The 23512-nt window shown below is 64.1% G+C and carries 20 protein-coding genes; 8 read left to right on the top strand and 12 right to left on the bottom strand.

The annotated features are described in order from the left end of the window. Positions 1–44 precede the first annotated feature (44 nt). From JJB99_RS13805 to JJB99_RS13860, 12 genes are all read right to left on the bottom strand, one after another. On the bottom strand, positions 45–1043 hold the full coding sequence (locus JJB99_RS13805; RefSeq protein ID WP_200499261.1) for a methionyl-tRNA formyltransferase: 999 nt from the start codon (positions 1041–1043) through the stop codon (positions 45–47). Further along, a complete protein-coding gene (gene neuB / locus JJB99_RS13810; RefSeq protein ID WP_200499262.1) occupies positions 1040–2107 on the bottom strand; it encodes an N-acetylneuraminate synthase in 1068 nt (355 codons plus the stop codon). The genes JJB99_RS13805 and neuB overlap by 4 nt, the downstream gene beginning before the upstream one ends. Then, positions 2104–3267 (bottom strand): UDP-N-acetylglucosamine 2-epimerase, encoded by a 1164-nt coding sequence (gene neuC, locus JJB99_RS13815; protein WP_200499263.1) that lies wholly within the window; start codon positions 3265–3267, stop codon positions 2104–2106. Before neuC ends, neuB begins: the two co-directional genes overlap by 4 nt. Next, positions 3260–4519 carry a LegC family aminotransferase gene (locus tag JJB99_RS13820; protein WP_200499264.1) on the bottom strand — a complete coding sequence of 420 codons (1260 nt, stop codon included), beginning with the start codon at positions 4517–4519 and terminating at the stop codon, positions 3260–3262. Before JJB99_RS13820 ends, neuC begins: the two co-directional genes overlap by 8 nt. Next, entirely contained in the window at positions 4512–5531 is a 1020-nt protein-coding gene (locus JJB99_RS13825) for an NAD-dependent 4,6-dehydratase LegB (protein WP_200499265.1), read from the bottom strand. The genes JJB99_RS13820 and JJB99_RS13825 overlap by 8 nt, the downstream gene beginning before the upstream one ends. Positions 5532–5658: 127 nt before the next feature. Continuing rightward, a complete protein-coding gene (locus JJB99_RS13830; protein WP_200499266.1) occupies positions 5659–6213 on the bottom strand; it encodes an HAD family hydrolase in 555 nt (184 codons plus the stop codon). After that, positions 6194–7087: a hypothetical protein gene (locus tag JJB99_RS13835; protein ID WP_200499267.1), complete on the bottom strand. Its 894-nt coding sequence runs from the start codon at positions 7085–7087 to the stop codon at positions 6194–6196. Before JJB99_RS13835 ends, JJB99_RS13830 begins: the two co-directional genes overlap by 20 nt. A 21-nt stretch (positions 7088–7108) precedes the next feature. Continuing rightward, a complete protein-coding gene (locus tag JJB99_RS13840) occupies positions 7109–7924 on the bottom strand; it encodes a methyltransferase domain-containing protein (protein ID WP_200499268.1) in 816 nt (271 codons plus the stop codon). Between the two features lie 129 nt (positions 7925–8053). Continuing rightward, on the bottom strand, positions 8054–9484 hold the full coding sequence (locus JJB99_RS13845) for a DUF6418 domain-containing protein (protein ID WP_200499269.1): 1431 nt from the start codon (positions 9482–9484) through the stop codon (positions 8054–8056). An 80-nt stretch (positions 9485–9564) separates the two neighbouring features. Next, positions 9565–10443 (bottom strand): hypothetical protein, encoded by an 879-nt coding sequence (locus JJB99_RS13850; RefSeq protein WP_200499270.1) that lies wholly within the window; start codon positions 10441–10443, stop codon positions 9565–9567. 121 nt (positions 10444–10564) lie between these two features. Then, the gene (locus tag JJB99_RS13855; RefSeq protein ID WP_200499271.1) at positions 10565–12817 is read right to left on the bottom strand and encodes an N-acetylneuraminate synthase family protein; all 2253 of its coding nucleotides are present in this window, start codon (positions 12815–12817) and stop codon (positions 10565–10567) included. After that, a complete protein-coding gene (locus JJB99_RS13860) occupies positions 12814–13503 on the bottom strand; it encodes a cytidylyltransferase domain-containing protein (protein WP_200499272.1) in 690 nt (229 codons plus the stop codon). Before JJB99_RS13860 ends, JJB99_RS13855 begins: the two co-directional genes overlap by 4 nt. 268 nt (positions 13504–13771) lie before the next feature. Between JJB99_RS13860 and JJB99_RS13865 the strand changes: the two genes are divergently transcribed. From JJB99_RS13865 to JJB99_RS13900, 8 genes are all read left to right on the top strand, one after another. Beyond that, positions 13772–15415 carry a carbamoyltransferase family protein gene (locus JJB99_RS13865; protein WP_200499273.1) on the top strand — a complete coding sequence of 548 codons (1644 nt, stop codon included), beginning with the start codon at positions 13772–13774 and terminating at the stop codon, positions 15413–15415. Position 15416: 1 nt separating this feature from the next. Further along, positions 15417–16715, top strand: coding sequence for a hypothetical protein (locus JJB99_RS13870; protein ID WP_200499274.1), 1299 nt, complete (start codon positions 15417–15419; stop codon positions 16713–16715). A gap of 176 nt (positions 16716–16891) precedes the next feature. Continuing rightward, positions 16892–18409 carry a hypothetical protein gene (locus JJB99_RS13875; protein WP_200499275.1) on the top strand — a complete coding sequence of 506 codons (1518 nt, stop codon included), beginning with the start codon at positions 16892–16894 and terminating at the stop codon, positions 18407–18409. Positions 18410–18473: 64 nt separating this feature from the next. Continuing rightward, complete coding sequence (locus JJB99_RS13880) at positions 18474–19472, top strand: glycosyltransferase family 2 protein (RefSeq protein ID WP_200499276.1); 999 nt, start codon at positions 18474–18476, stop codon at positions 19470–19472. A gap of 4 nt (positions 19473–19476) precedes the next feature. After that, positions 19477–21342 carry an asparagine synthase (glutamine-hydrolyzing) gene (gene asnB, locus JJB99_RS13885; RefSeq protein WP_200499277.1) on the top strand — a complete coding sequence of 622 codons (1866 nt, stop codon included), beginning with the start codon at positions 19477–19479 and terminating at the stop codon, positions 21340–21342. A gap of 6 nt (positions 21343–21348) precedes the next feature. Next, a complete protein-coding gene (locus tag JJB99_RS13890) occupies positions 21349–21951 on the top strand; it encodes a class I SAM-dependent methyltransferase (RefSeq protein ID WP_200499278.1) in 603 nt (200 codons plus the stop codon). Next, positions 21948–22709 (top strand): methyltransferase domain-containing protein, encoded by a 762-nt coding sequence (locus tag JJB99_RS13895; protein ID WP_200499279.1) that lies wholly within the window; start codon positions 21948–21950, stop codon positions 22707–22709. Before JJB99_RS13890 ends, JJB99_RS13895 begins: the two co-directional genes overlap by 4 nt. Continuing rightward, positions 22709–23503, top strand: coding sequence for a class I SAM-dependent methyltransferase (locus JJB99_RS13900; RefSeq protein ID WP_200499280.1), 795 nt, complete (start codon positions 22709–22711; stop codon positions 23501–23503). Before JJB99_RS13895 ends, JJB99_RS13900 begins: the two co-directional genes overlap by 1 nt. The last annotated feature ends 9 nt before the right edge of the window (positions 23504–23512 follow it).

Below are 23512 nucleotides of genomic sequence, written 5' to 3' on the forward strand. Positions count from 1 at the left end.
CGCCCGATCAGAAAGCAGCTATATCGCGGCTGCGAAGGGGGACGTCAATCCCTGCGGCCGGGCTCCAGTTTGGCCTCCAGTGCCGCCAGTTTCGCCTCGGCCTTTGTCAGTTCGGCCCGGAGATTTCGGCCGAGCCGGCTGCCGCGCGTGGCGTCCGGAACGAGGGCTGCGCCGAGGGCGCCGTCGGTTCCGACCGCTGCCCAGCGCGTGATCCGGATGAAGGTGTCGCCGGTCTTGACCAGGATGCCGGCACTGTCTCTGCCGATCACCTCGCCGGGGGCGCCGATATAGGATCTCGCGCCCGGAATCAGCTCGGCGGCAAGGACGGCGCAGGATTTATCTTTCCACATCGTGCGCGCGCCCGGGCCGGGCGGCACCAGCGCACGGACGAAGCGCTCCAGCGCGGCGCTGCCGGAGCTCCAGTCGATTTCCTCGTCGCCCTCCCGGCGCCGGCAGCAGTAAAGGCCGACCGGATCGATCGTCGACTGCACGATGCGCTTGTCGGTGCCGTGGTAGACGTCGGAGATCGCGTCGACCAGCGTGTCGGCGCACAGTGTCTCGGCCGTCTTGAGCAGCGTTGCATAAGTATCGGTCGCGGAGATCGGCACCTTGATCTGCCGTACGATGTCGCCGGTGTCGATGCCGAGATCGACCCAGTGGACCGTGATGCCGAATTCGGTCTCGCCGTTGATCAGCGCCCAGGTCAAGGGATTGCGGCCGCGGTAGAACGGCAGCGCGCCGGCATGGCAATTGAGCGTGCCGCGCGGCGGCAGTGCCAGGATCTGCTCGCGCAGAATCTGGTCGTAGGACATCGAGACGTGAAGCTCGGCCGCAAATGTCGCGATCTCGGCAAGGCTCTCGGGCGCGTTGACGGCTGCTGGCCGCAGCACCGGAATGTTTTTCGTTTCGGCCAGCGCCATCAGCGTCGCATCGGGGCGGGATGAGCGCACCGCGACAAAGGCGATGGTGTAGCGGGGATCGTCGATCAGCCGGGCGAAGGCGCGTTGCGCCCAGACGCCGTCGCCGAAATAGCCGATCCTCATAATGGGTCTTCCTCGTCATAGGGACGGGTGACCGTGGTGCCGATCAGCGACCAATATTCGATCGGCGGACGGCCGGAGCCCGGCCGCTTGCAGGTGAGATCCTCAGGGCTCAGCACGTCGCCGGGCTTCAACGCGCGCGCAGCGACAATGCTCTTGCGGGCGATGTCGATGTTCTTGATCTCGGAATTCTTGGGCGTCTTGATGCCGTCGCCGCGCGCCTGCTCGATTTGGCGGATGGCGGTGACCATGCGCTTGAAATCGGCGGGCTCGAGCGAAGCCGCGTGATCCGGCCCTTCGGCGTTACGGTCGAGCGTGAGATGCTTCTCGATGATGGTGGCGCCCATCGCCACGGCCGCGAGCGAGATCTCGATGCCGTCGGTGTGGTCGGAATAGCCGACCGGGAGCTGGAAGGCGGTCCGCATCGTCTGCATTGCGGCGAGGTTCACGTCGCCGGGCGGGCAGGGATATTCGGTCGTGCAGTGAAGCAGGCTGACGCGCTCGGCCAAGCGCGTGCGGGATTCGCTCTCGCGCCATGCGGCGCGGAAGGCGGCAACGCTCGGCGGCGTATTGCTGCGGCCATAGCCGTGCGCGAGCACGCCCAGCGCCTCCTCGACCTCGATCAGCGTCGCCATGCCGGTCGACAGGATCAGCGGTATGTCCGCGCGCGCAACCGCATGCAGCAGCGGCGCATTGGTCAGATCGCCCGAGCCGATCTTGACCCGGGGCAGGCCGAGCGTGAGCAGGAAATTCAGCGATTGATGGTCGAATGGTGTCGACAGAAACTCGATGCCGCGCTCCTTGGCGCGCGCGATCAGCGGCGGATGCGCCGCATGCGGCAATTCGAGCCGCTTCAGCATCGCCTGCTGGCTCTCGGCGGCATCCGTGGTGCGCTGCTGGTAATCGGCCTTGCGCGCGCTCTTGCCGGCGAGCGAGTTGGCGTTGAAGGTCTGGAACTTGACGATGTCGGCGCCGGCATCGGCGGCCGCATCGACGAGGGCGAGGGCGGTGTCCAGGCTACCGGAATGATTGACGCCGGCTTCGGCGATGATGAGCGTGCGCGTCATGTCGCGGCCTCGTAGAAGCCCTTCTTCAGCAGCGTGTTGAAATCCGGAATCGATGCGATCTTGTCGGCGACGCGGCGGCTGGTCTCGCCGTCGCCATAGGGGCTGACCGTCGGCTGCCGTCCGCGCGCGAGCGCGTCGGCGATCGCCTTCGAGATCGACGCGCGATCGGGCGCGGCGTGGAACACGGAGGCGGCGCGCTCGCGTCCCTTCTGTCGGTCGCCGATGTCGACGGTCGGGACGTTGAGCGAGGGCGCTTCATAGATGCCGCTCGACGAATTGCCGACGACGACGTCGGCCTGGTTCATCAGGCTGATGTAGCGCAGCTGTCCGAGCGAGGCGACCGCGATGGCGTTGGGCCTGCCGGCGACGAAGGCCTTGATCCGTTCGTTGAGCGCGCGGCCTTCGGCATCGGCATTCGCGAGCGTGAAGAACAGGCTGAACTCCGGATCGAGCGCGGCGAGCGCTGCGAACAATTCATCCAGCGCGCCGACCGAGCGGTCCATCTCGACCGTGACAGGGTGGAACGTCACCAGCACGTTGCGCTGGCCGAGCTTCATCCCGACCTCGCGGCCGATGGTTTCGCGATCCATCAGTTTGAGGCGCTTGATCGAGTCGATGCCGGGCGAGCCCACGGTGAAGACGCGTGCGGGATCCTCGCCGAGACGGGTCAGCCGCCGCGCCGAATCGGCGTTGGTGGCAAAATGCAGATGCGACATCTTGGTGATGGCGTGACGGATGGCTTCGTCGATCGCGCCTTCGGTGACGTCGCCGCCGAACAGATGCGCCATCGGCAGCCGCATGAACATGGCGGCCTGCGCCGCCGCAAAGGTCTCGTAGCGGTCGCCGAGTACGACGACGAGGTCCGGCTTGAGCCGGGCGAAGGCATCGGCAAATCCGATCACGCCAAGGCCGACCGACTTGGAGACGCCGACCCCGGAATCGCTCGAAAGCAGCGTCTCGACGCTTTCGTCGACCTCAAAACCTTCGTCGCGGATGTTGTCGATGGTGTAGCCGAACTCGGGCGACAGGTGCATGCCGGTGGCGATGAGCTGGAGCGTCAAGCCGGGCGTTTCGCGGATCGCGCGCATCGGCCAGATGATGAGGCCGAAATCGGCGCGGCTGCCCGTGACGAAACAGATTTTGCGGTTTGGTTTACTCATCGCGGGCCTGGATGCTGGCGCTGGAAGGAAGATTGATCAGGCGGCGCTCGATCGATTCGGCGGTCGCGAGATCGCCGCGCGGGTTTTGCGCGAACATCGGCAGCCGGTGCATCAACGTCCAGGCCGGACGCGCGCCGAAGCCGGCGTCGTTCAGCGCGGTGAGCACGTCGTCGCGCCGCTCCGCATGGGCCTCGTCGAGCAGGATCGCGTTCAGCCAGTAATTGCTCGTGGTGTTTTCCGGCTCGCGCGAGAAACGCACGCCGGGAACATCCGCGAAGACACGCTCATAGGCTGCCGCGAGCCGGCGCTTGCTGGCAAGAAAGCCGTCGAGCTGCTCGAGCTGCGCGCAGCCGAGCGCGGCGTTCAGATTGGGCAGGCGATAGTTGAAGCCGATCTCGTCATGCACGAAGGCCCATTTGTGCGGCAGCTTCGCGGTGGTGGTGAGATGCTTGGCGCGGCGTCCCAGTTCCTCGTCATTGGTGAGGATGGCGCCGCCGCCGCCGGTGGTGACGATCTTGTTGCCATTGAAGCTCAGCGCTGCAAGGCGCGCCTGGGACCCGACGGCGTGACCCTTGTAGGTCGAGCCCAGCGATTCCGCGGCGTCCTCCACCAGCGCAATGCCCCAGTCGCGGGCGATCGCAGCGATCTCGTCGAGCTCCACGGGATGGCCGAATGTGTGCATCGGCGTGATCGCAGCGATGCGGCGTCCGGTCTCGCGATTGATCGTGCCTTTGGCAGTGCGCTCGGCGATCGCCTCGAGTCGCGCGGCGAGGGCACGCGCGTCCATGCCGAGCGTGACGAGCGAGCTGTCGACGAAATGCGGCACCGCTCCGCAATAGGCGATCGCATTCGTGGTCGCGATGAAGGTCAGCGCCGGCGACATCACCTCGTCGCCGGGCTCGACGCCGGCGAGGCGGAAGCAGGCGTGCAGCGCCGCGGTACCGTTGACGACGGCGACGGCGCGCCTGGCGCCCGTTACTTCCTCCAGCATGCGCTCGAAGCGGTCGACGAACGGGCCGACTGAGGAGACGAAGGTGCTCTTGATGCACTCTTCGAGGTAGGAAACCTCGTTGCCGGCGAAGACCGGCTCGTGCAGGCCGAGCACGCCGTTAGGCGTGCCCGCGGCGCGCCGGACGGCATCGACGACGGCCTTTGGATCGAAGGCCTTTGGATCAAAGGCCTTGGGGTCGAAGGCCTTGGGATCGAAGGCGGCGGATTCGGATATGGCGGCGGCCAGCTTTGCCTCAGACATTGTAGACGTCCGCCTTGTAGCGGCTGAGATTGGCCGGATTGGTGAACCAGTTCACCGTCTTCACGATGCCGCGGCGCATGCCATCGAGGCCGCCGAACTCCGGCGCCCAGCCGAGTTGCTGGCGCGCCCTGGAATTGTCGGCCCAGAGCCGCTCGACCTCGCTGTTGGCCGGACGCAAGCGCGCCTCGTCGGTCTCGATGTCGATCTCGACGCCCATCACGTCGGCAATCATCTCGACGGTCGCACCGACCGAGATCTCGAAGCCGCTGCCGAGATTGATGGTCTGGCCCACGGTCTGCTCGCTTGGCGCCGTGAGCCCCGCGATCAGGCCGCGCGCGGTGTCGGTGGCGTAGGAGAAATCACGCGTCGGGCTGATCGCGCCGAGCCGGATCCTGCGCTTGCCGGTCGCGATCTGGCTGATGATGGTCGGGATGACGGCGCGTGCCGATTGCCGCGGGCCATAGGTGTTGAACGGCCTGATGACGACCACCGGCATGTCGAACGAGGCCTGGAACGACAGCGCCATCTGGTCGGATGCGATCTTCGAGGCCGAGTAGGGCGACTGACCGACCAGCGGATGGTTCTCCTTGATTGGCACGCTCTGCGCGGTGCCGTAGACTTCGCTGGTCGAGGTCTGCACGAAGCGGCGGACGCCAGCCATGCGAGCGGCCTGGAGGACGTTCACCGTGCCGCGCACATTGGTCTCGACGTAGGAGTCAGGCGCGACATAGGAGAAGGGAATCGCGATCAGCGCGGCCAGATGCAGCACGTCGGTGCAGCCGCTGGCGGCCGCGATCATGAAATGCGGATCGCGGATATCGCCGGCCACCACCTCCACAGACGTCATGATGTCGGCGGGAACCGTATCCAGCCAGCCCCAGGAATTGAAGGAGTTGTAATAGACGACCGCCTTGACGCGGGCCCCGGCTTTCACCAGCTCCTCGACGACATGCGAACCGATGAAGCCGTCGCTGCCGGTAACGAGGACGCGGGCGTCCTTCAGATCTGCCATGCCGGACCCCAAAGGCGATTAGGCCAGTATTCGCAACGAGATGGCGCTATAGCACACTGGCGCTTGCGTGCAACAGAACAGCGTCCGCATCCGCCAAATGCCGGGGATGCAGCGCTTTTGAGCACATCTAGGCGTTCGCGGCCGGAGCCAGGCGCTGCCTTACGAACGTCTCCAGATTTCCACCTTCGAACAGATGGCCTGCGATGCCTGCGGCCCGCGCCGCCTCCATGTCGCTGTCCCTGTCTCCGATCACCATGCTGCGCGTCATGTCGATCGGGAAGCGCCGCGCGAGGTCCGTGATCATGCCGGGCGCCGGCTTGCGCCGTTCGCTCACGCGGCAATAGCGCGCGACCGTACCGTCGGGATGGTCGGGACAATATTCGAATGCGTCGATATGCGCGCCGATCAGCGCCAGTTGCTCCGCCATCCAGAGGTGCAGCGCAACGACGTGATGCTCCTCGTAATAGCCGCGCGCGATACCGGATTGATTGGTGATGACGAAGGCGAAATAGCCGGCATCGTTGACCGCCTTCACCGCTTCGCGCGCGCCCTCGATCCATTCGATCTTGTGCGCCTCGAAGGTGTAGCCCGAATCGTGGTTGAGCACGCCGTCGCGATCGAAGAAGACAGCCGGACGGCGCAGCGAGGACGCTGCTCCGCCCCTAGAACTGATATCCGACATGCTCGGGCCGATCCCGGAACGGATCGATGCAGATCCCCGCATTCGTGCTCAGCAGGTTGCGGTTCCGCGCGAAATGCGGGCGCCAATGCATGTCCGAGGGAATCAGGACGAAGGTCACGACGTCGCGGTGGTCGCGCTTGGGCGAGGTCGCCTTGTGAATGCATCCGCCGTTCTCGAACAAGAGGCGGGTGCCGACGGGGCCCTCGAGCAACCGGGTCGAGCTCTTGTCGTCGAGCCGCGAGACGAACTGGTTGATGCGGCGGCGGTCGAAGAAACCTTCCTTGCGCAGTCCGGTGCTGAAGGGCTTGTCCTTGACACTGAGCGCGCCGGTCTCGGCGACGACGTCATCGAGATAGACCATCAACTTGATCTCCTGCCGCGGGCAATTGTCGAGATGCCACAGGAAGCTGGAGTCCGGCTTGTCCGGGGTCGGCCTGGTCCGGTAGAACGAGACCGCAAAGATCTTGAAATGGCTGCCGTAATAGTTCTCGACCGCAGTCTCCAGATCCTCGTCGATGAAGTCGATGATCTCCGGAATCAGCTCGAGGCCGTCCACCATGCGGTTCATGCCGTAATTGACGACGAAACCGTCGTTCTGCTCGGCGAACTTGCGATCCACCGTCGCCTTGATCTCCTGGAGCCGTTCGGGCGTCATCTTGGAGGGCGGCGGCAGTACGGCGAAGCCGTCCTGCTTGAAGCGGTTGGCGGTTGCGAGCTGCTCGGGGGTGGCCTTCGTGAACGGCTTCCAGCTCCGCTTTGCGCTGTTTGCGTAGGCCGCGTAGCGCAGATTGATGCCGAACGAATGATTGTTGCCGAACATCGCGACGCGGGTCTGAAGGCGTGCCCTCGAAGCGATCTTGCGAAGCGATTGCATGTCCCGATCTCCCCCGGCCAGCTATCTGGCGGCGCTGCCGCACTTGTTGATGCGAAATATCACCGACGACGTGAAGCGGCCTTCGCTCTCGAAGTCCTCTTTCCAGTAAACGTGCCCCGCCTTGTCGCCGAAGATCTCGAGCAGGTCGTCGGGGCCATTGGCAAGGTTGTTCTTGCCGAACAAATTGCCCGCGCCCTTGGTGAGATGCTCGTAGGCGAAGATGATCAGTGCGCCGTCCTTTGCGACCCGGACGGTCTCGGCGACCGCCTTCGGGATGTCGTCGCTATAGGTGATGACGAAGGCGCTGTAGACGGCGTCGAACTGCTCGTCGCCGAACTTCAGATCGTGCATGTCCATCAGGCGCACGGTCGGGGCGTAGGAGAACAGGTCGATCGCCGTCAGCTTGGCCGGATCGAAGCCGTAGTCGGACAGCAGCATCAGCTCGGCTTCGTTGCGCGGACCGACCACCAGCGCGTTCAGCTTATGCAGCTTGAGGCCGCGAATCGAGCGGAGCAGGGCGATGACACGCTCGGTTCGGCCGCGGTTGATGATGTTGATGTTGCCGAGATTGTACGGCAGCACCTGCTCGGCGACGAAACCGCTCTCGACGCCTTCGCCCTTGACCAGTTGCTTGAGGCCATGGCCGGTCAGCCGCCAATACAGTCGGCGGGAATGGAACCGTAATGCGAAAATCGGCGGCAGCAGGTTGAAATACCGCCACGGCGAGAGCAGCACCGGCGATCTCGGAATCAGGAACCGGCCGACAAACTCCCGCAATTTCCGTCCGCTGGATGCGTTCGCCGCGGCCGTCCCGGCGCCATTTACCGTCATGCTCATCCTGTCGACCCGTAGGCCCGTTTTCCCGGTCTCTTACCGAGACTTAGCCCCCGTTGCAAGGCGTACAAGGTCCAGCCTCTATCTGCGGTTGTTCGTAGGCGATCGAGATCGCTGCGGCTTCGTTCGCAACTATGCCTCAGCCGCCGGAACCCGCGCCCGGAGCCGGATTTTTTTCATTGGAAACAGCGCCCAGGGCAGCAATGGCAGGCCGGAGCGGGCGAGGCGGGTCTCGAGCAGCACGGCCAACAGAAGGGCTGTGACCTTCATCCAATATGTGGAGACGGTGACGAAATTGAGCATGCCCCCGATGTACATGACGTAGAAACCGTACAGCACGTACATCGCGAAAAACGTCGAGGCATAGCGGCCCTGGATCGTGCCCTTGACGATGAGGGCGGTCAGGCCCGCCGTGAGGAAGGCGGTTGCGGCAAGGAACGGCCAGGCAAGGACGGGCCCGAACAGCTCGAAGAATATTTCGGGGAACCCTCCGGCGAACTGGAATCCGTCGGTGATGTGCTCAAGCGTCCGCGGCTCGCCGATGGTGGTCAGCATGAGGTATTGCGGCGTCGTGTTCTTGTCGGGAGCGATCGGCCGCTGAAACAGGAAGTCGAACGCGCGATAGGGATTCCACTGTCCGAACTCGAACACGCGCTGATACGACAGCCAGCCGAGCTCGCCCGGCTGCACCAGCGCGCGCTCGACGAACTGCGCCCTGACTTCGGAACCCTGATAGCCCCGGACGTTGGTGAGATTATTGTAGATGCCGACGACCGCGACGGCGATCAGCAGCGCGGCGGTTGCGCCGAGGCCGATCAGCTCCCGCCGCCCGAGGAAGCGACGCAGATAGGCGAAGGCCAATTTCGAGCGCGGCCCGGCGACGACCGCGATGACCGCCGCGAGCGGCGTCAGGAAGAAGCTGCCAAAGCTGTAGAAGGCCGAGAAACGATTGCCGGTCACGAACATGTAGAGGACGAGCACGGCCAGCAGCGCGAGATAGCGCACGTCCAGCCTGCGGTTGCGCAGCCGCTCCGCCGCGAACATCACGCCCCACCAGAACGCCAGGAAGTTGCCGTACAGGATCAGCCAGCGATGCGCGAAGCCGGCATACTCCGCGGTGTAGACGAAGCGCTCCATGTGCGAGAGCAGCGGAATCGTGCCGTGGCGGATGAGGTCGGCGAACAGCCATAACAGGAAGAGGGCCGAGACGTAGAACGTCAGGTCCGAGAGGGTCAGCATGCCGGACGCGGCGGGACGTTGATCGGCTGCCTCCATCCAGGCCAGAACCGGGGAGGGCCGCAACAGCACGAAAAACGGCATCAGCGTGACGAAGTAGGTCAGCACGTGCACACCCGTGACCGTGCCCGGGCCGACATAGAGGAAGGTTTGAGATGAATAAATCGGCCCGGCGACGTCAATGAACATCATTGAGCATGTGCGCCACACCAGCGTGAAGATGATGAAGAGGAACGAGATGAAAATGATCGGCCGGTACGCCGCCAGGTATAGACAACAGAGCAGGAAGGCGAGCCCGCAGGCGATCACTCCAATCTGATCGGTCAATGCCGCGGTCGCACTCAAAGGCCCTTCCCCCGGGCATAGAAGTAAAGAAAATGACAGAACTATCTATGATTCTTTCGTATCTACTTCGGAAATCGTCGCGTCGGCGCGGTCACGATGACGAGAGTCACCATGGCCACCAGCATGGCGAGGCCGGTCAGGATCGCGGCACGCTCCGGTCCGATCGAACGTTCCGTCCGCGGGTAGCTGCCGGGTTCGACGTAGACGACCGTCTTTTCGGTGAGTTCGAGCAGGTTGGTATTGCGCTGAACGCGGTCCCTCAGCTTGCTCCAGAATTCGGCGGCCCCGGCGAGATTGGGGACCAGAACCGGCGGGCCGGACTGATCGCGTCCCTCGCGGCTCATGTTCAACATGCGCGGGCCGAGCTCGACGATGGATTTCTCGATGAAGTCCACCCTGCGCTGCATGTCCGTCAGATTGGCGCGCAGCGCATCGATCCGGCGCTGGCCGATCGCTTCATGGGCGGTATTGATCTCGTCGGCAAGCGAGCGGAACACCGCCTCGACGTCGGCGCTCGAGCCGGCTGATACCTCGACGGCGACGTTGCGGTCGCCTTCCAGCGCCACCGCCCGCAGGCTCGATGCGGCGAGCTTTCGCGAGAAAGCCGCCATCGCCGGCTCGAACTTCGCGCCGCCGAGGACCTTGGTCACGAAGGTCGGATCGGATATGCGGGCAACCAAGCTGCGATTTGACTCGATCGGCACGAGCGGCGCCCCGCTCTCCTGAAGCAGGTATTCGGCGCCGGGGACCATACCGATCTTGACAATCGTCTTTCCGGTCCATGCCGGCACGTCGCCAGCGGATCGGAAAAGCATCAAGGTCAGGCCGGCGGCGAGCAGGCAGGCGATGCCGATCAGCCAACGCCACGGTCCGACCAGCGAGCCGACATACCTCAGGACGCCCGTTGCGTCCGGTGCGGTCGTTGGCGTCAGATTATCCATCGAACTTCCCGTGCAAGCCCCGAGCGCCACCCGGCAACAGCATTATGTCGTTCCAGTGGCGGGTGCAAGTCGATCAAAGGCCTAGCGGCTCAGCATGAAAATGCTGCGACAATCGCGAATTTCAGCGGTTCTCGAAAGCCGCGAGTCGTTGCAGCGCGATGCGGAATCCCTCGCCGTCGTTCTCGTGTCCCTGCCAGATTTCCGGGATGAACGAGGCCTGCGGCGCCTGCCGGTTCAGCACCCGGAAGACGTTGCCGAAGTCGATCTCGCCTTCGCCGATCTGGAGGCCCTCGCCGTCGACGCCGCGGGCGTCGGCCATGTGGACATGGGCGACGAACGAGCCGATCTCCTCCATGAACTCGTCGAACGACCAGCTGTTCTCGGTGCATGCGAGCTGGGAATGCGAGGTGTCGAAGCAGATGCGGACCCCGAGCTCGCGGCAGCTGCGCGCGATGTCGGCGCTGGAGACGAACAGATTGTGATAGCGCTGGCCGCCGAAATGCCATGGGTAGGGCGGCATGGTCTGCGGCCAGAGCTCGACCGCGGGATCGGCGAGCTCGCGGACGCTGGCACGCAGATGAGCCTCGCGCACGGCCCGTTCTTCCGCGGTCAGGAACCGCGTTGACGAGAAGCCGCCGACATTGCAGATGATGCCGACCGGGCCGTCATTGCGAAAACGCTGCGCCAGCGCCTTGGTCTTGGCGATGACGCGCTTCATCTCCGCGATCGAGCGGGTGCGATAGGCATCGTCCGGTATCGTCAGATCGAGCACGTGGTCGCCCTCGAACAGCTCCGGCGCATGCACGATCAACCCGCACGGATAGCTGGCGGCGAGGAAGTCAGCATCGTTGATGCCGAGGTCGCGGTAGCTCAGATGAAACTCGACGAAGTCAGGGGCGATCGCCGCGATCAGCTTGTCGGCGTCGCGATGGCGCACCGGGACGCCCCAGGGGCGGCGGAAGCTGATCTTTCCACCGGCCGCGAGCCCGCCGAGCTCCGAAATGTCTGATGGATAGAGCGGCGTCTGTGCCGGGATCGCGCGCGGCGCCTTCCGGCCGATCACCTCGTCGATGCGGTTCGGCGACAGGCCCTGGCCCGGGCTGCGGATCTCGATCATCTCCCGCGTGATCGTCGCGCCGGCTGCGATGGCATCGACGGCGAAGATCGATTTGCCGAGGCTAATGCGGTTGGCCTTCTCACCCTGGCTGAGGATGCGCGGCAGGACGCTGCCGAGGGAGTCCTCGACCTGGCGCACACCTTCGACCATGCGCTTGAACTCGTGCGGCAGCAGGCTAACCTTGTGGTCGTTGCCTTCCTGGTCGCGCGACAGCGTGAAATGCTTCTCGATCAGGCGCCCGCCCATCGCCACCGCCGCGACCGACACGAAGACGTCGCGCTCGTGCCCGGAATAGCCGACCACGCTCTCGCACAGCTCCTGCAGGCGCAGCATGTATTTCAGGTTGATGTCGCGGAATGGCGCTGGATAGGTCGAGTTGCAGTGGAGCATGACGTACTCCGCGCCGGACGTCTGGAACAGCTTCACGGTCTCGCGGATCTCGTCCTCGGTCGACATGCCGGTCGAGCAGATGATGGGAATCCTTTGGTCGACGATATGCCTTAGCAGCTCGTGATTGGTCAGGTCGGCGGACGCGGTCTTGATCGCCTTCAAGCCGTAGGCGCGGCACTTGTCCGCGCTGTTGACGTCGAAGGCGGTGCAGAGCGGCTCCATGCCGAGCGAGGCCGAATAGTCGAAGCAGCGATAGAGGTCCTCGTCGCTGAGCTGGAAGCGGTCGAGCAGGTCGAGCACGTATTCGGTGCCGAGGTCCTCGCTCTGTCCCTTGGTGCGCTTGCCGTAGAGGCCGGCCATGTCGCGCATCTGGAATTTGGCGGCGTCGGCGCCGGCCTCCGCGGCCGCCTTGATCAGGGCAAAGGCGGCCTCCAGGCTGCCATTGTGGTTGTTGCCGATCTCCGCGATCAGGAAGGTCGGATTCTCTTCCGCGATGGTGCGGCTGCCGATGCTGATGCCTTCGCCGGGATGGCGCTGGCGGGCGACGCCAACGACGTGGCGCTCGGCGTCGACCAGCGGCACGTAGAGCACCTCGCGGAGCAGGCGATTGGCGGTCTCGCGGTCACCGGCGACGGCGCTGCGGACGCGCCGGTTGCAGAGATCGCCGACGGCGGCCTGCACGCCGGACGCGGCGCCCGCGCCGATCCAGCGGATGATGTCGCCGTTCGAAAGGCTGCCGAGCAGCCGGCCGCTGCCGTCGACGCAGAACACGATCTCGCGCCGGTTCGCCGCAACCTTGCTCGCCGCCTCCTGGATGGAGGCGTCCTCGTGCACCAGATAGCTCTGAAGATCTCTGTCGATGATCATCCTGCGATGTTCCTGCGGAACGTGGCTTCGAGCGCCTCCCAGTCGGAGAGCTCGTCGAGCTCGATGCTCGTGCTCTCATCCATCTCATGGACGGCGATCTTGCCGTGAAGGCGCGCGCTGCCATGACGCAGCCGGTCCACGGTCGAAATGTAGAATGCGCCGTTCTCCATCAGCGTGCCTTTCCACTGCTGGCGCAGCGGGCGCCTCGCCGGATCGTAGTTGATCGGCGTGCCGTCGTCATTCCAGAAGAACCGCCGGGTCCTGACGCAGGTGACGAGCGAATCCGCGCCGCTCGCCGCCAGATGGGAGATCGCCGCCGAAACGTCCCGATGCGTTGTCTGCGGGCTCGTCGCCTGCGCGGTGAGGAGATATTTTTCCGTGATGTCGCAGGCGCCGATCAGGTCGTAGATCGCTTCTTCGGTCGTGGAGCTGTCGGCCGCCAGATGGGCTGGGCGGGGGTGGATGAGAATCCGGGAATCGATCGACCTCACCACTGCGGCGATCTCCTCGCTGTCGGTCGACACGAAGACGCGCGAGACCATGTCGCAGTCGAGCAGCGCCCGCAGCGTCCAGGCGCAGAGCGGCGCGCCGCAAAACGGTCTGATGTTCTTGCCGGGGATGGATTTCGAGCCGCCGCGCAGCGGAACCACTGCGGCAAAGCTCGGTTTGCCAGGTGGGGCGCTCATGGAATCAATGCCAGTTGACCGGTCCGAAACCGGAGGTATTTGGTGCCCTTGATATCCGCGGAGAGCCGTCCGGCCAATGTTGCCATTGGCAGGGCATAACATCGTGGCCTGCCCGGAAGCAAGGCGGGGCGCTCCCGCAAAATGCCGCCGGATCGAGGCCGTTCCGCTTCGGGAAAACGGGCCGGTCTTGGCCCCGAGAAGGAGCGGGCCGCGCGCGATTTACATTGCCCTCAGTTCCTATAGAAGGCTCCCAAGGGGTCTACACGACATGTATGTGATCGGAATCAGTTCGGGGATCAAGCACGGCCATCATGATGGCGCGGCGGTGCTGTTGCGCGACGGCGAGTTGATTGCCGCCGCCGAGGAGGAGCGCTTCACGCTGGCCAAGCATGCGCGCGGCGAGCTGCCGCGCGGGGCGATCGGCTTCTGCCTGAAGCAGGCCGGCATGACGATGCGCGACGTCGACTGGATCTGCTCGCCGCTGAAGACCTATACGAACTACACGCAGCGTCTCACCGAATATTTCAAGTACCAGTTCGGCCACAGCCCGAAGATCGAGCTTTACGACCATCATCTCTGTCATACCGCGAGCTCATTCTACGGCTCCGGTTTTGCCGAGGCGACGGTGGCCTGCTTCGACTTCTCGGGCGATTCCAGCTCCGGCCTCGTCGCCCATGCACGCGGCAACGATTTTCGCGTGCTGACACGGTTCGGCCGCCACAACAGTCTCGGTCTCTATTACGGGATGCTGACGCAGTATCTCGGCTATCAGATGACCAATGACGAGTACAAGGTCATGGGACTGTCCTCCTATGGCAGCCCCGAATATCTCGACAAGTTCGCCAGGCTCTTGCGGCCCAACGGCCTCAACTACGAGCTCGATCCCGAGCTCGACAAGCGCCGGCGCGATGCCGAGATCTTCACCAGTGATTTCTCGACGCGGCAGGAGCGCATCTTCACCGAGAAGATGGAGGAGATTCTGGGGCCGCGGCGGCTGCGCGGCGCGCCGCTTGATCAGCGTCTGACCAACATAGCCGCCAGCGGCCAGAAGCAGCTCGAGATCGTCGCCACCGAGGTGATCCGCTCCGCGATTGCCGAGACCGGCTGCGGCGATGTCTGCATCGCCGGCGGCGTCGGATTGAACTGCAAGATGAACATGGAGATCGCGGCCGAGCCGTCGGTGAAGCGTCTCTACGTTCCGCCAGTGCCGCACGATGCGGGTGTGGCGCTGGGCGCAGCGATGATGAAATGCGCCGAGGCGGGCTACGCGATCGCGCCGCTGACCCATGCCTATTGGGGACCGGAATATTCCAACGACACGATCCGGGAGACGCTGGACAAGATCGGCGCGAAGTTCGAGCTGCTCGATGATCCCGTGTCGCGCTGCGTCAGCGACCTCACGGATCAGAAGACGGTCGGCTGGTTCCAGGGACGGATGGAGTACGGCCCGCGTGCGCTCGGCAACCGCTCGATCCTGGCCGATCCGCGCCATGCCGGCATGAAGGACCGCATCAACGTCACGATCAAATATCGCGAGGAGTTCCGTCCGTTCTGCCCGTCGGTGCTGTACGAGCGCCAGGCCGAGTATTTCGAGGACACGTTCGACGCGCCCTTCATGGTGGTGACGTTTCCGGTCAACGAGAAGGTCGCGGAAACCATGCCGGCAGTGGTCCATGTCGACAACACCGCGCGTATCCAGAGCGTCCATGCCGACAGCAACCCGCTCTACAGCCGCCTGATCGGCGAGTTCGAGAAAGCGACCTCGCTGCCGGTGCTGATCAACACCAGCCTCAACATCAACGAGCAGCCGACGGTGAACGCGCCGCTGGAGGCGCTGCATACCTATTTTTGCTCGGGTTTGGACGTGCTCTATCTCGGCAATTATCGGCTGTCGAAATCAGCCGGGACCTGACGTGTCGGCACTCGGTCTCGACGTCACGGATCGCAAGTGGTCGTCGCTCACGCCCTGGCTCAGGTTTGCAATGGGCGCAGGCACCGTCCTGCTGCTGGCGCTGCTTTTCGCGATCCTGCTGCGCCAGCCGTTCGAGGCGATCGACGATCTGATCTGGCTCAACAAGCTGCGCGGCGACAGCTTTTCCAGCCTGCTGCTGTCACCCGCGTGGATGCTCAAGAGCAGCTTCTATCGTCCGGCCGCCGAAATCGTTCTCAAGATCCAGTACGTGTTTTTCGGTCTCGATCCGCGTCCGTACCGCTACGTTCAGTTCGCAATCGTGCTTCTCCTGCTCTGGCTGTCGTTGCGGCTGATGCGTCAGCTCAAGCTTCGCCTGGAGACGATCTTCCTTCTGTCGGTCTTTGTGATCGGCTCGCCGTTCATAACCGGTTCGATGGCGTGGCTCAGTGAGCTTCCGCACGTGATCGTTCTCGTCTGCTTCGTGGTCGGGCTGATCGCGATCACGTCGGCGCTGACCGAGAACCGGAAGCTCGCCATCTGCACGCTGGCCTTCGCGGTCGCGCTCCTGTCGAAGGAGAACGGATTGGCGCTGACCGCCTTCCTGATCTACTTCGTCCGGTCGCTGCCGGTGAGATCGGCACTGGCGTTTGCGGCCGTCATCGCAGGCTACTTCGCGATGCGCGCGCTGGTGCTGGGACCGTCGATGGGCCTTTCGGCCTTCGACGAGGATGGTGGCTATTTCTTCAGCTTCCTGACGGGCGCCGAGAGGCGCCAGATGTTTTCGGGCGCCGTCTATCAGCTTTATGCCTATGACATCCTGGCGCAGGTGGCCGCGATTCTGTTCCGGGCCACCGCGTGGGGACAGATCGTCGGCGGCATCAACCGCGAAGTCGTCATCGAGGCGGCGTCCACGCTCGTCATCTTCGCCGGAGCCGCGGCGGCCTATCGCAGGCACGGTGCCGTCTTCGTCATCCTCGCTATCGTCGCCATCGGGGGAACCGTCTTCTCCTACGCCTATGCACGCGACCGGCATCTGGCGCTTCCCGCGCTGGCCTATGGCTTCCTTCTGGTCATGGCAACAGACGAGCTGTGCAGGCGGTTTGCGGCGATGCCCATAGTGCCGCTGTTCTGCCTGTGGCTGGCCTGGGCCGCTCAAGCAGGTCTTGCCCTGCGCGCGATCGATCACCTTTCGACGCAGACGATCGAGGAGGTCTATCGTCCCAACGCCAGTCCGCTCAATCCGAACTTGCCGAGCGAGGTCTGGACCGCGGCGCGAGAGCGGGCCTTGAGCCTGCGCTAGCCCGCGTCGCGCTGCCGGCTGCATGGCGATGCGCCGCAGTTGTCGGCAATATCGGCTTCGCGCTCCGCGTCGGTTCCTGGCCGTGTTTGCACGCGAAAGAATGTCAGTTGAATGTGCGGGAGAGCGTCGATATTGTCGCGCCCGCAACTAAGGCGAGAGGGACGTCGGCGCGCACAATGATGGCAGATGCAGTGGCTTCAACGCGGCGATTCACGCTCGCTTCCCTGATCGCGGTGTTGTTGTCCCTGGTGGTCTGGACCGGGATCAACGGGCGCATCGGTGAGAGCGGCATCCGCTTCGACAAGGATCTCCTGTATCTTTATCTGTGCGGGGCCGAGCAGGCCGGGCAGGTCTCGCATGACCAGCAGGACAAGCTAGTCGAGCACCTCATCGCGGCCGCGGCCAACGACCACTACGTCTATCGCGCCAGGATGCGCGCCGCTTATTGCAACAATTATCCGTTCACCTCGCTCTCGATCTACTACGCCGGGAAGGTGCAGCAATCGCTCGGCATGACCGATCCGGCGCGGGATTTTCCCGAGTTTCTGTTCACTGCGCTGCGCTGGGGCATGGTGCTCTCAGGCGCGGCTCTCGGCTGTCTGTGCCTGCTCATCGTGTTCTGGGCGGGCAGGGGACCGCTGGTGCTGCCGCTGTTCGGCGCCATCGCAATCGCTGCGCTGTTCTATATGGCCGTGCCGCCGCCCAACATTTCGTGGTCGCTGTATCAGCAGACGCCGGCGCCGCCGGCGCCGCTCGTCACCCTGCATCGTACGTTCTGGCTCGGCCTCTATACCTGGATAAACCCGACAGGGGCGTTCTCGCCTTTCTCGGTTTTCCCCCGCTGCCTCTGCGCCATGATCGCCTTCGCCGCATATGCGCTGCGCTGGTCGGGACGCGGCGGGGCGGCCTATTGGGCGCCGATCGCCGTGAGCTTCGTGCATCAGAGTGAAGCACCGATCCTGCTCGGCGTGATGATCGCCTGCGATCTCGTCTCGCGGCCGAGGGAGCTCCTGCGTCCGGCCTGCATGGTCCCGATCCTGCTCGCGGTCATCCTCACCGCCCTGCGCGAGCGCATGCTGTCGATCATGGGATTCTCCTGGGTGGAGATCGCCATGATCCTGGCCGTGCCACTCGCGCTTGCGGTCCTGGTTTTTGCCATGCCGAAACTGCGTTCGGTGGTCGCCTCGCTCTGGTCGATCGTCGATCGCTTCAGGGCGCGCTGGTTCGATCGTCTGTCCCTTCCGGTGGCGGATACCGTCGTCATCCTGCTCGGTTGGGTGGCGGTGGTGATCCTCTGCTTCGTCGTTGCGCGGAACGACCAGGTTTTCCGCGTCATCTATCTCTGGTCGGAACTCTTTCCGCGCTACGTCGGATTGTTCCAGTTGCCGGTCTTCGCCGGCTTGATCTACGCGGCCTCGCCCTGGGTCCTGGCGAAGCGGCCGACCGCGACGCGCGAGGCGCTGGTGGCGGTGTCCTGCCTCATGCTCGTGCTCGGGATCATCAAGTGGAAGGGTCCGTGGACCCCGACGGCTGCCGTCGTGGCCGAAGCTCGGGTGTTCGAGAAGGTGCTGGATCAGCACTATGCGCCGGACGAGGGGTCGTTCTCCAAGACCGAGACTCCGTGGTACTATCTGATGCTCAGGCGGGCATATCTCGGAGGCAAGGGCCTTGACGAGTATTTCTCCAAGGGCTGACGTCATCGCCGCTGCCGCGCCGTTTCACCGTCGCGGAGCAGGAACAGGTTGGGCGCGATAGGCTATGACTCAACAAACTCCCCCGGGCCTTTCCGTCATCGTGCCCGTCTACAACGAGGAACAGTCGCTTCCCATCCTCGTGGAGAAGCTGATGGCCGTTCTGCGGCCGCTTCCCAACCGCTTCGAGATCGTCCTCATCAATGACGGCAGCCAGGATGGCTCGCTTGCGCTGCTGCGTTCGCTGTCGCAGGCGCATCCCGAGATCAAGGTCGTTGATTTCCGGAGGAACTATGGCCAGACCGCCGCGCTGATGGCGGGCATCGATCACGTCTCGAACGACATCGTGGTCATGATCGACGCCGATCTCCAGAATGATCCCGCCGACATTCCGCGGCTGCTGGCCAAGCTCGACGAGGGCTTCGACGTCGTCTCCGGCTGGCGCAAGGAGCGCAAGGATTCCGAGCTCAAGCGCAATTGGGTCAGCCGGGTTGCCAACCGCTTCATCTCGGGCGTCTCGGGGGTCAAGCTCCATGACTATGGCTGCACGCTGAAGGTCTACCGCCGCAGCGTCGTGAGCGATGTTCGTCTCTACGGCGAGATGCACCGCTTCATCCCGATCTATGCGGAGTGGCAGGGTGCGCGCATCACGGAACTTCCCGTCGCCCATCACGCGCGGCAGTTCGGCGCCTCCAATTACGGCCTGGAGCGCATCTTCAAGGTCGTGCTCGATCTTCTCGTCGTAATGTTCCTGCGGCGCTATTTCGCCAAGCCGATCTATCTGTTCGGCGGTTTCGGGCTGATCTCGATCATCGCCGCCTTCGCGACCATCGCGCTCGCGATCCTGCTGCGTTTCGTCGCCCATATCTCGCTGATCCAGACGCCGCTGCCGCTGCTCGCTGCGCTGCTGTTCCTGGTCGGGATGATCAGCATTCTGCTCGGCCTCGTCGCCGAGATGCTGGTGCGCACCTATTACGAATCGCAAGGCGCGCGGGCCTATCTCGTGCGCGAGCTGATCAATTTCAAGGGCGAGGCGGCAACAAGCACCGGTCAACGGGATATCTGACGAGATGTGCGGCATAGCAGGATTCTGCGGTGCGGGAGATATCGGCGACATCCGCGCGATGACGGACGCGCTCGCGCATCGCGGGCCTGATGGGGCCGGCTACCACGCCGACGAGACCCATCGCGTCTTCCTCGGGCACAGGCGGCTCGCCGTCATCGATATCGCCGGCGGCGCGCAGCCGATGTGGAACGAGACCGCGACGGTCGCAGTCATCTTCAACGGCGAGATCTACAATCACGTCGAGCTTCGCGCCGAGTTGATCCGGTGCGGCCACCGCTTTGCTTCCGATCATTCGGATACGGAAGTTCTCGTGCACGGCTATGAGGAGTGGGGCCACGACCTGCCGCGGCGGCTGAACGGCATGTTCGCCTTCGCGATTTGGGACAGCGAGAAGTCCCAGCTGTTTCTGGCGCGCGACCGGTTCGGCGAGAAGCCGCTGTTCTATGCCAGGGGTGCGAACTTCTTCGCCTTCTCCAGTGAGCTGCGATCGCTCGCAAGCCACCCTGACTTCGACGCCGCGCTCGACATCCGCTCCTTGCAGAAGCTGTTCGCCTACGGCTTCTTCCCGGCGCCGCGGACGCCCTATCGCCACGCGACGAAGCTGCCCGGCGGCTCCTGGCTGTGCTTCGATCTCCGCTCCGGCAATGTCACCACGCAGCGATACTGGCAGTTTGCGCTCGCGCCCGACGAGGGGATGTCGTCGCGCAAGGAGGAGGATCTCGTCGACGAGCTCGATCATCTCGTCACACAGGCGGTGCGTCGCCGGCTGATCAGCGACGTGCCGCTCGGCGTGTTCCTCAGCGGCGGCATCGATTCGAGCGCGGTGCTGGCCGCCGCAACCGACATTGTTGGCAAGGGTCGGCTCGAGACATTCACGATCGGCTTCAACGAGCGCTCTTTCGACGAGTCCGCGCATGCAAGCCGGGTCGCCGGAATATTCGAGTCCCTGCATAACGAGCAGAAGCTCGATTTGGAACAGGCGCGCGACATCATCCCGGCGTTGCTGGACAAGGCCGGCGAGCCGCTCGGCGATTCGTCGTTGCTGCCGACCTATTTGCTGTGCAAGTTTGCGCGCCGGAATGTGACGGTGGCACTGTCCGGTGACGGTGCCGACGAGCTGTTTGCGGGTTACGATCCGTTCCATGCCTTGCGCCCGGCATCGATCTACAAGGGCAGCGTTCCCGGCGTTCTGCACGGCATCATCCGGGGCGTAGCGGGCAGGCTGCCGGTATCGACCCGGAACATGAGCTTGGATTTCAAGCTCAAGCGCACGCTGACCGGGCTGTCCTACGGTCCGGAATTGTGGAACCCGACTTGGCTCGGTCCGCTCGCCCCGCCGGAGATCGAGCGGCTGTTCGGCGAGAGAATCCAGACCGAGGAGCTTTACGAGGAGGCGCTGGCGCTGTGGAACGCGTCTCCCGGCCTCGGCCTTGTCGAGAAGACGCTGGAATTTTACACCCAGTTCTATCTGCAGGACGGTATTCTGACCAAGGTCGATCGGGCCGCGATGATGAATGCGCTGGAGACCCGCGCGATCTTCCTCGATAACGACTTGGTCGATTTCAGCGCGCGGCTGCCGACCGCGTACAAATATCGCAACGGCGTCGGAAAATACCTGTTGAAGAAGGTGCTGGCGCGCAAGATGCCGGCCGATCTGGTGTCCCGGCCCAAGAAGGGGTTCGGCATCCCGCTTGCTGCCTGGCTCCGGGAAATTCCTCAGCGCATTCCGCTGGAGAAAATTGCCGGCATCGACCTCGCAGAGGTCTCCGATTTGTGGCAACAACACCGCAACAGGCGTTCGAACCATGCCATCGCCCTGTGGGTCTGGCTCGGCCTCCAGGCCTTTCGCCACCCTGTAGCCACGGGATAGGACCGGATGTTGCGGAAAGCGCTGGAGCGGGTTCTGGAGCTGCCCGCCGTCTACGATCTCAACCAGTTCATCGGCCAGCCGACCGTGCGCCGGTATACGCAGTTGCTCGTCGAGGAAGTGCCGTTGAGCGCAGAGACAAAGATCCTCGATCTTGGTTGCGGCACCGGCGCGACGCGGAAACTCATTCCCGGAAACTATGTCGGCATCGACATCAATCCCGACTACATCGCTTCCGCAAGGCGGATTCGCGCCGGCGGCGAGTTCATCGCGATGGACGCGACAAAACTCTCGTTCCCGGATGCCTCGTTCGACCAGGTCATCTCGGTCGCGACCACGCATCATCTCGACGGCGAGCAGCTCCGGGCGATGGCGCTGGAGGCATTGCGCGTGGCGAGGCCGGGCGGCGCGTTTCACATCATCGACGCCATTCTGCCGGTCGATCCGCGCGATCGTGCCAAGGAGATGTTCTTCCGCATGGATCGCGGCCGGTTTCCGCGCAAGCTGGAGGACCTCGTCGCGACCGTGTCGCGCGCTGCGAGCGTCGCGCGCACCCGGGTGTTGAAAGGGCCGATGCACGACGTCGCTTATCTGAAGGTGGTCGGTGCATGACGGAGAAAGCCACGCAGCGCCAGTACGACGAGAAGTTCATGGACTACGCGTCCGTGTCGTCGCACTACGCCGCCTCCGAGATCATTCCGCTGCTGCTCCGCGCCTTGCCGATTGCAAGCGTGGCCGACATCGGCTGCGCCGGCGGCGGCTGGCTGAGCGTCTGGCATGCATCCGGCGTCGCCGACATCAGGGGCGTCGATGGCGACTACGTCAATCAGGACGATCTCGAGATTCCGCGCGAGCTGTTCACGCCGGCCGACCTGTCGCGGCCGCTGGATCTGTCCCGCCGCTTCGATCTGGTGCAATCGCTCGAAGTTGCCGAGCACGTCCAGGCGCAGTTCGCCGACCAGTTTGTGCAGAACCTCGTGACGCATGCCGACAAATATCTGTTGTTCTCCGCGGCGGTGCCGGGGCAGGGCGGCGAATATCACGTCAACGAGCAGCCGCTCGATTTCTGGCGCGAGCGGCTGGCGCAGCATGGCTTCGACCCTTACGATTTCGTCCGGCCGCAGGTCATGAGCGATCACCGCATCTCGTTCTGGTATCGCTACAACATTGTCCTCTATGTCCGCCGCGAGCATCAGGCCGCGCTCGACCCGGCGATCCGCGCCACACGCGTGCCTGACAGCGTTGCGATTGCCGATCTGTCGCCGTCCTGGTTCCGCCTGCGCAAGCGCGTCGTCCGTGCGTTACCGCCCGCAATCCGCGACAGCCTGGCGCGGCTGAAGGCGCACGTTGCCCCAACCGGAAGATTCTGATGAGCGAGAACAGCACCGGCATGAGCAAGCCGACCGGCTCGTCCGAGCGCTTCGGCTACGAATGGAGCCATTACAACGAGATCCGTGCCGACTACGAGACGCAGTTCCGCAAATGGACGCCGTTCCTCGGACCGGACGACTGGAAGGGGATGAGCACGCTCGACGTCGGCTGCGGCACCGGGCGCAATTCGTTGTGGCCGCTGAAATACGGCGCGCGCGAAGCCACTGCGATCGACATCGATGACGGCTCGCTCGCGGTCGCGCGCGATAACCTCGCGCCATATCCCAACGCGACCGTGCTGAAGCAGAGTGCATTCGACATCGGCTTCGAGGACCGCTTCGACATCGCATTCTCGATCGGCGTCATTCATCATCTCGAGAGCCCGGAGCTGGCGCTGCGGCAGATGGTGAAGGCGGCCAAGCCCGGCGGCCGCGTGCTGATCTGGGTCTACGGCTACGAGAACAATGAATGGATCGTCCGCTTCGCCGATCCCGTGCGCAAAGCGCTGTTCTCGCGCCTGCCGATCGGGCTCGTGCACCATCTCTCGCTCTATCCGGCCGCCGTGCTGTGGCTGCTGCTCCGCCTCGGCGTCGGGCGGCTGGCCTATTTCGACCTGCTGCGGACGTTCTCGTTCCGGCACATCCGCTCGATCGTGTTCGACCAGATGCTGCCGCGCATCGCGCATTACTGGCGCCGCGAGACGGTCCAAAGCCTGATGGAAGGGGCCGGGCTGAAGAACGTGCGGACCGAATGGGTCAACCAGATGTCATGGGCGGCGATCGGCACCAAATAGCGGCCTCGG

Source organism: Bradyrhizobium diazoefficiens (assembly GCF_016616235.1).
Lineage (GTDB): Bacteria > Pseudomonadota > Alphaproteobacteria > Rhizobiales > Xanthobacteraceae > Bradyrhizobium > Bradyrhizobium diazoefficiens_H.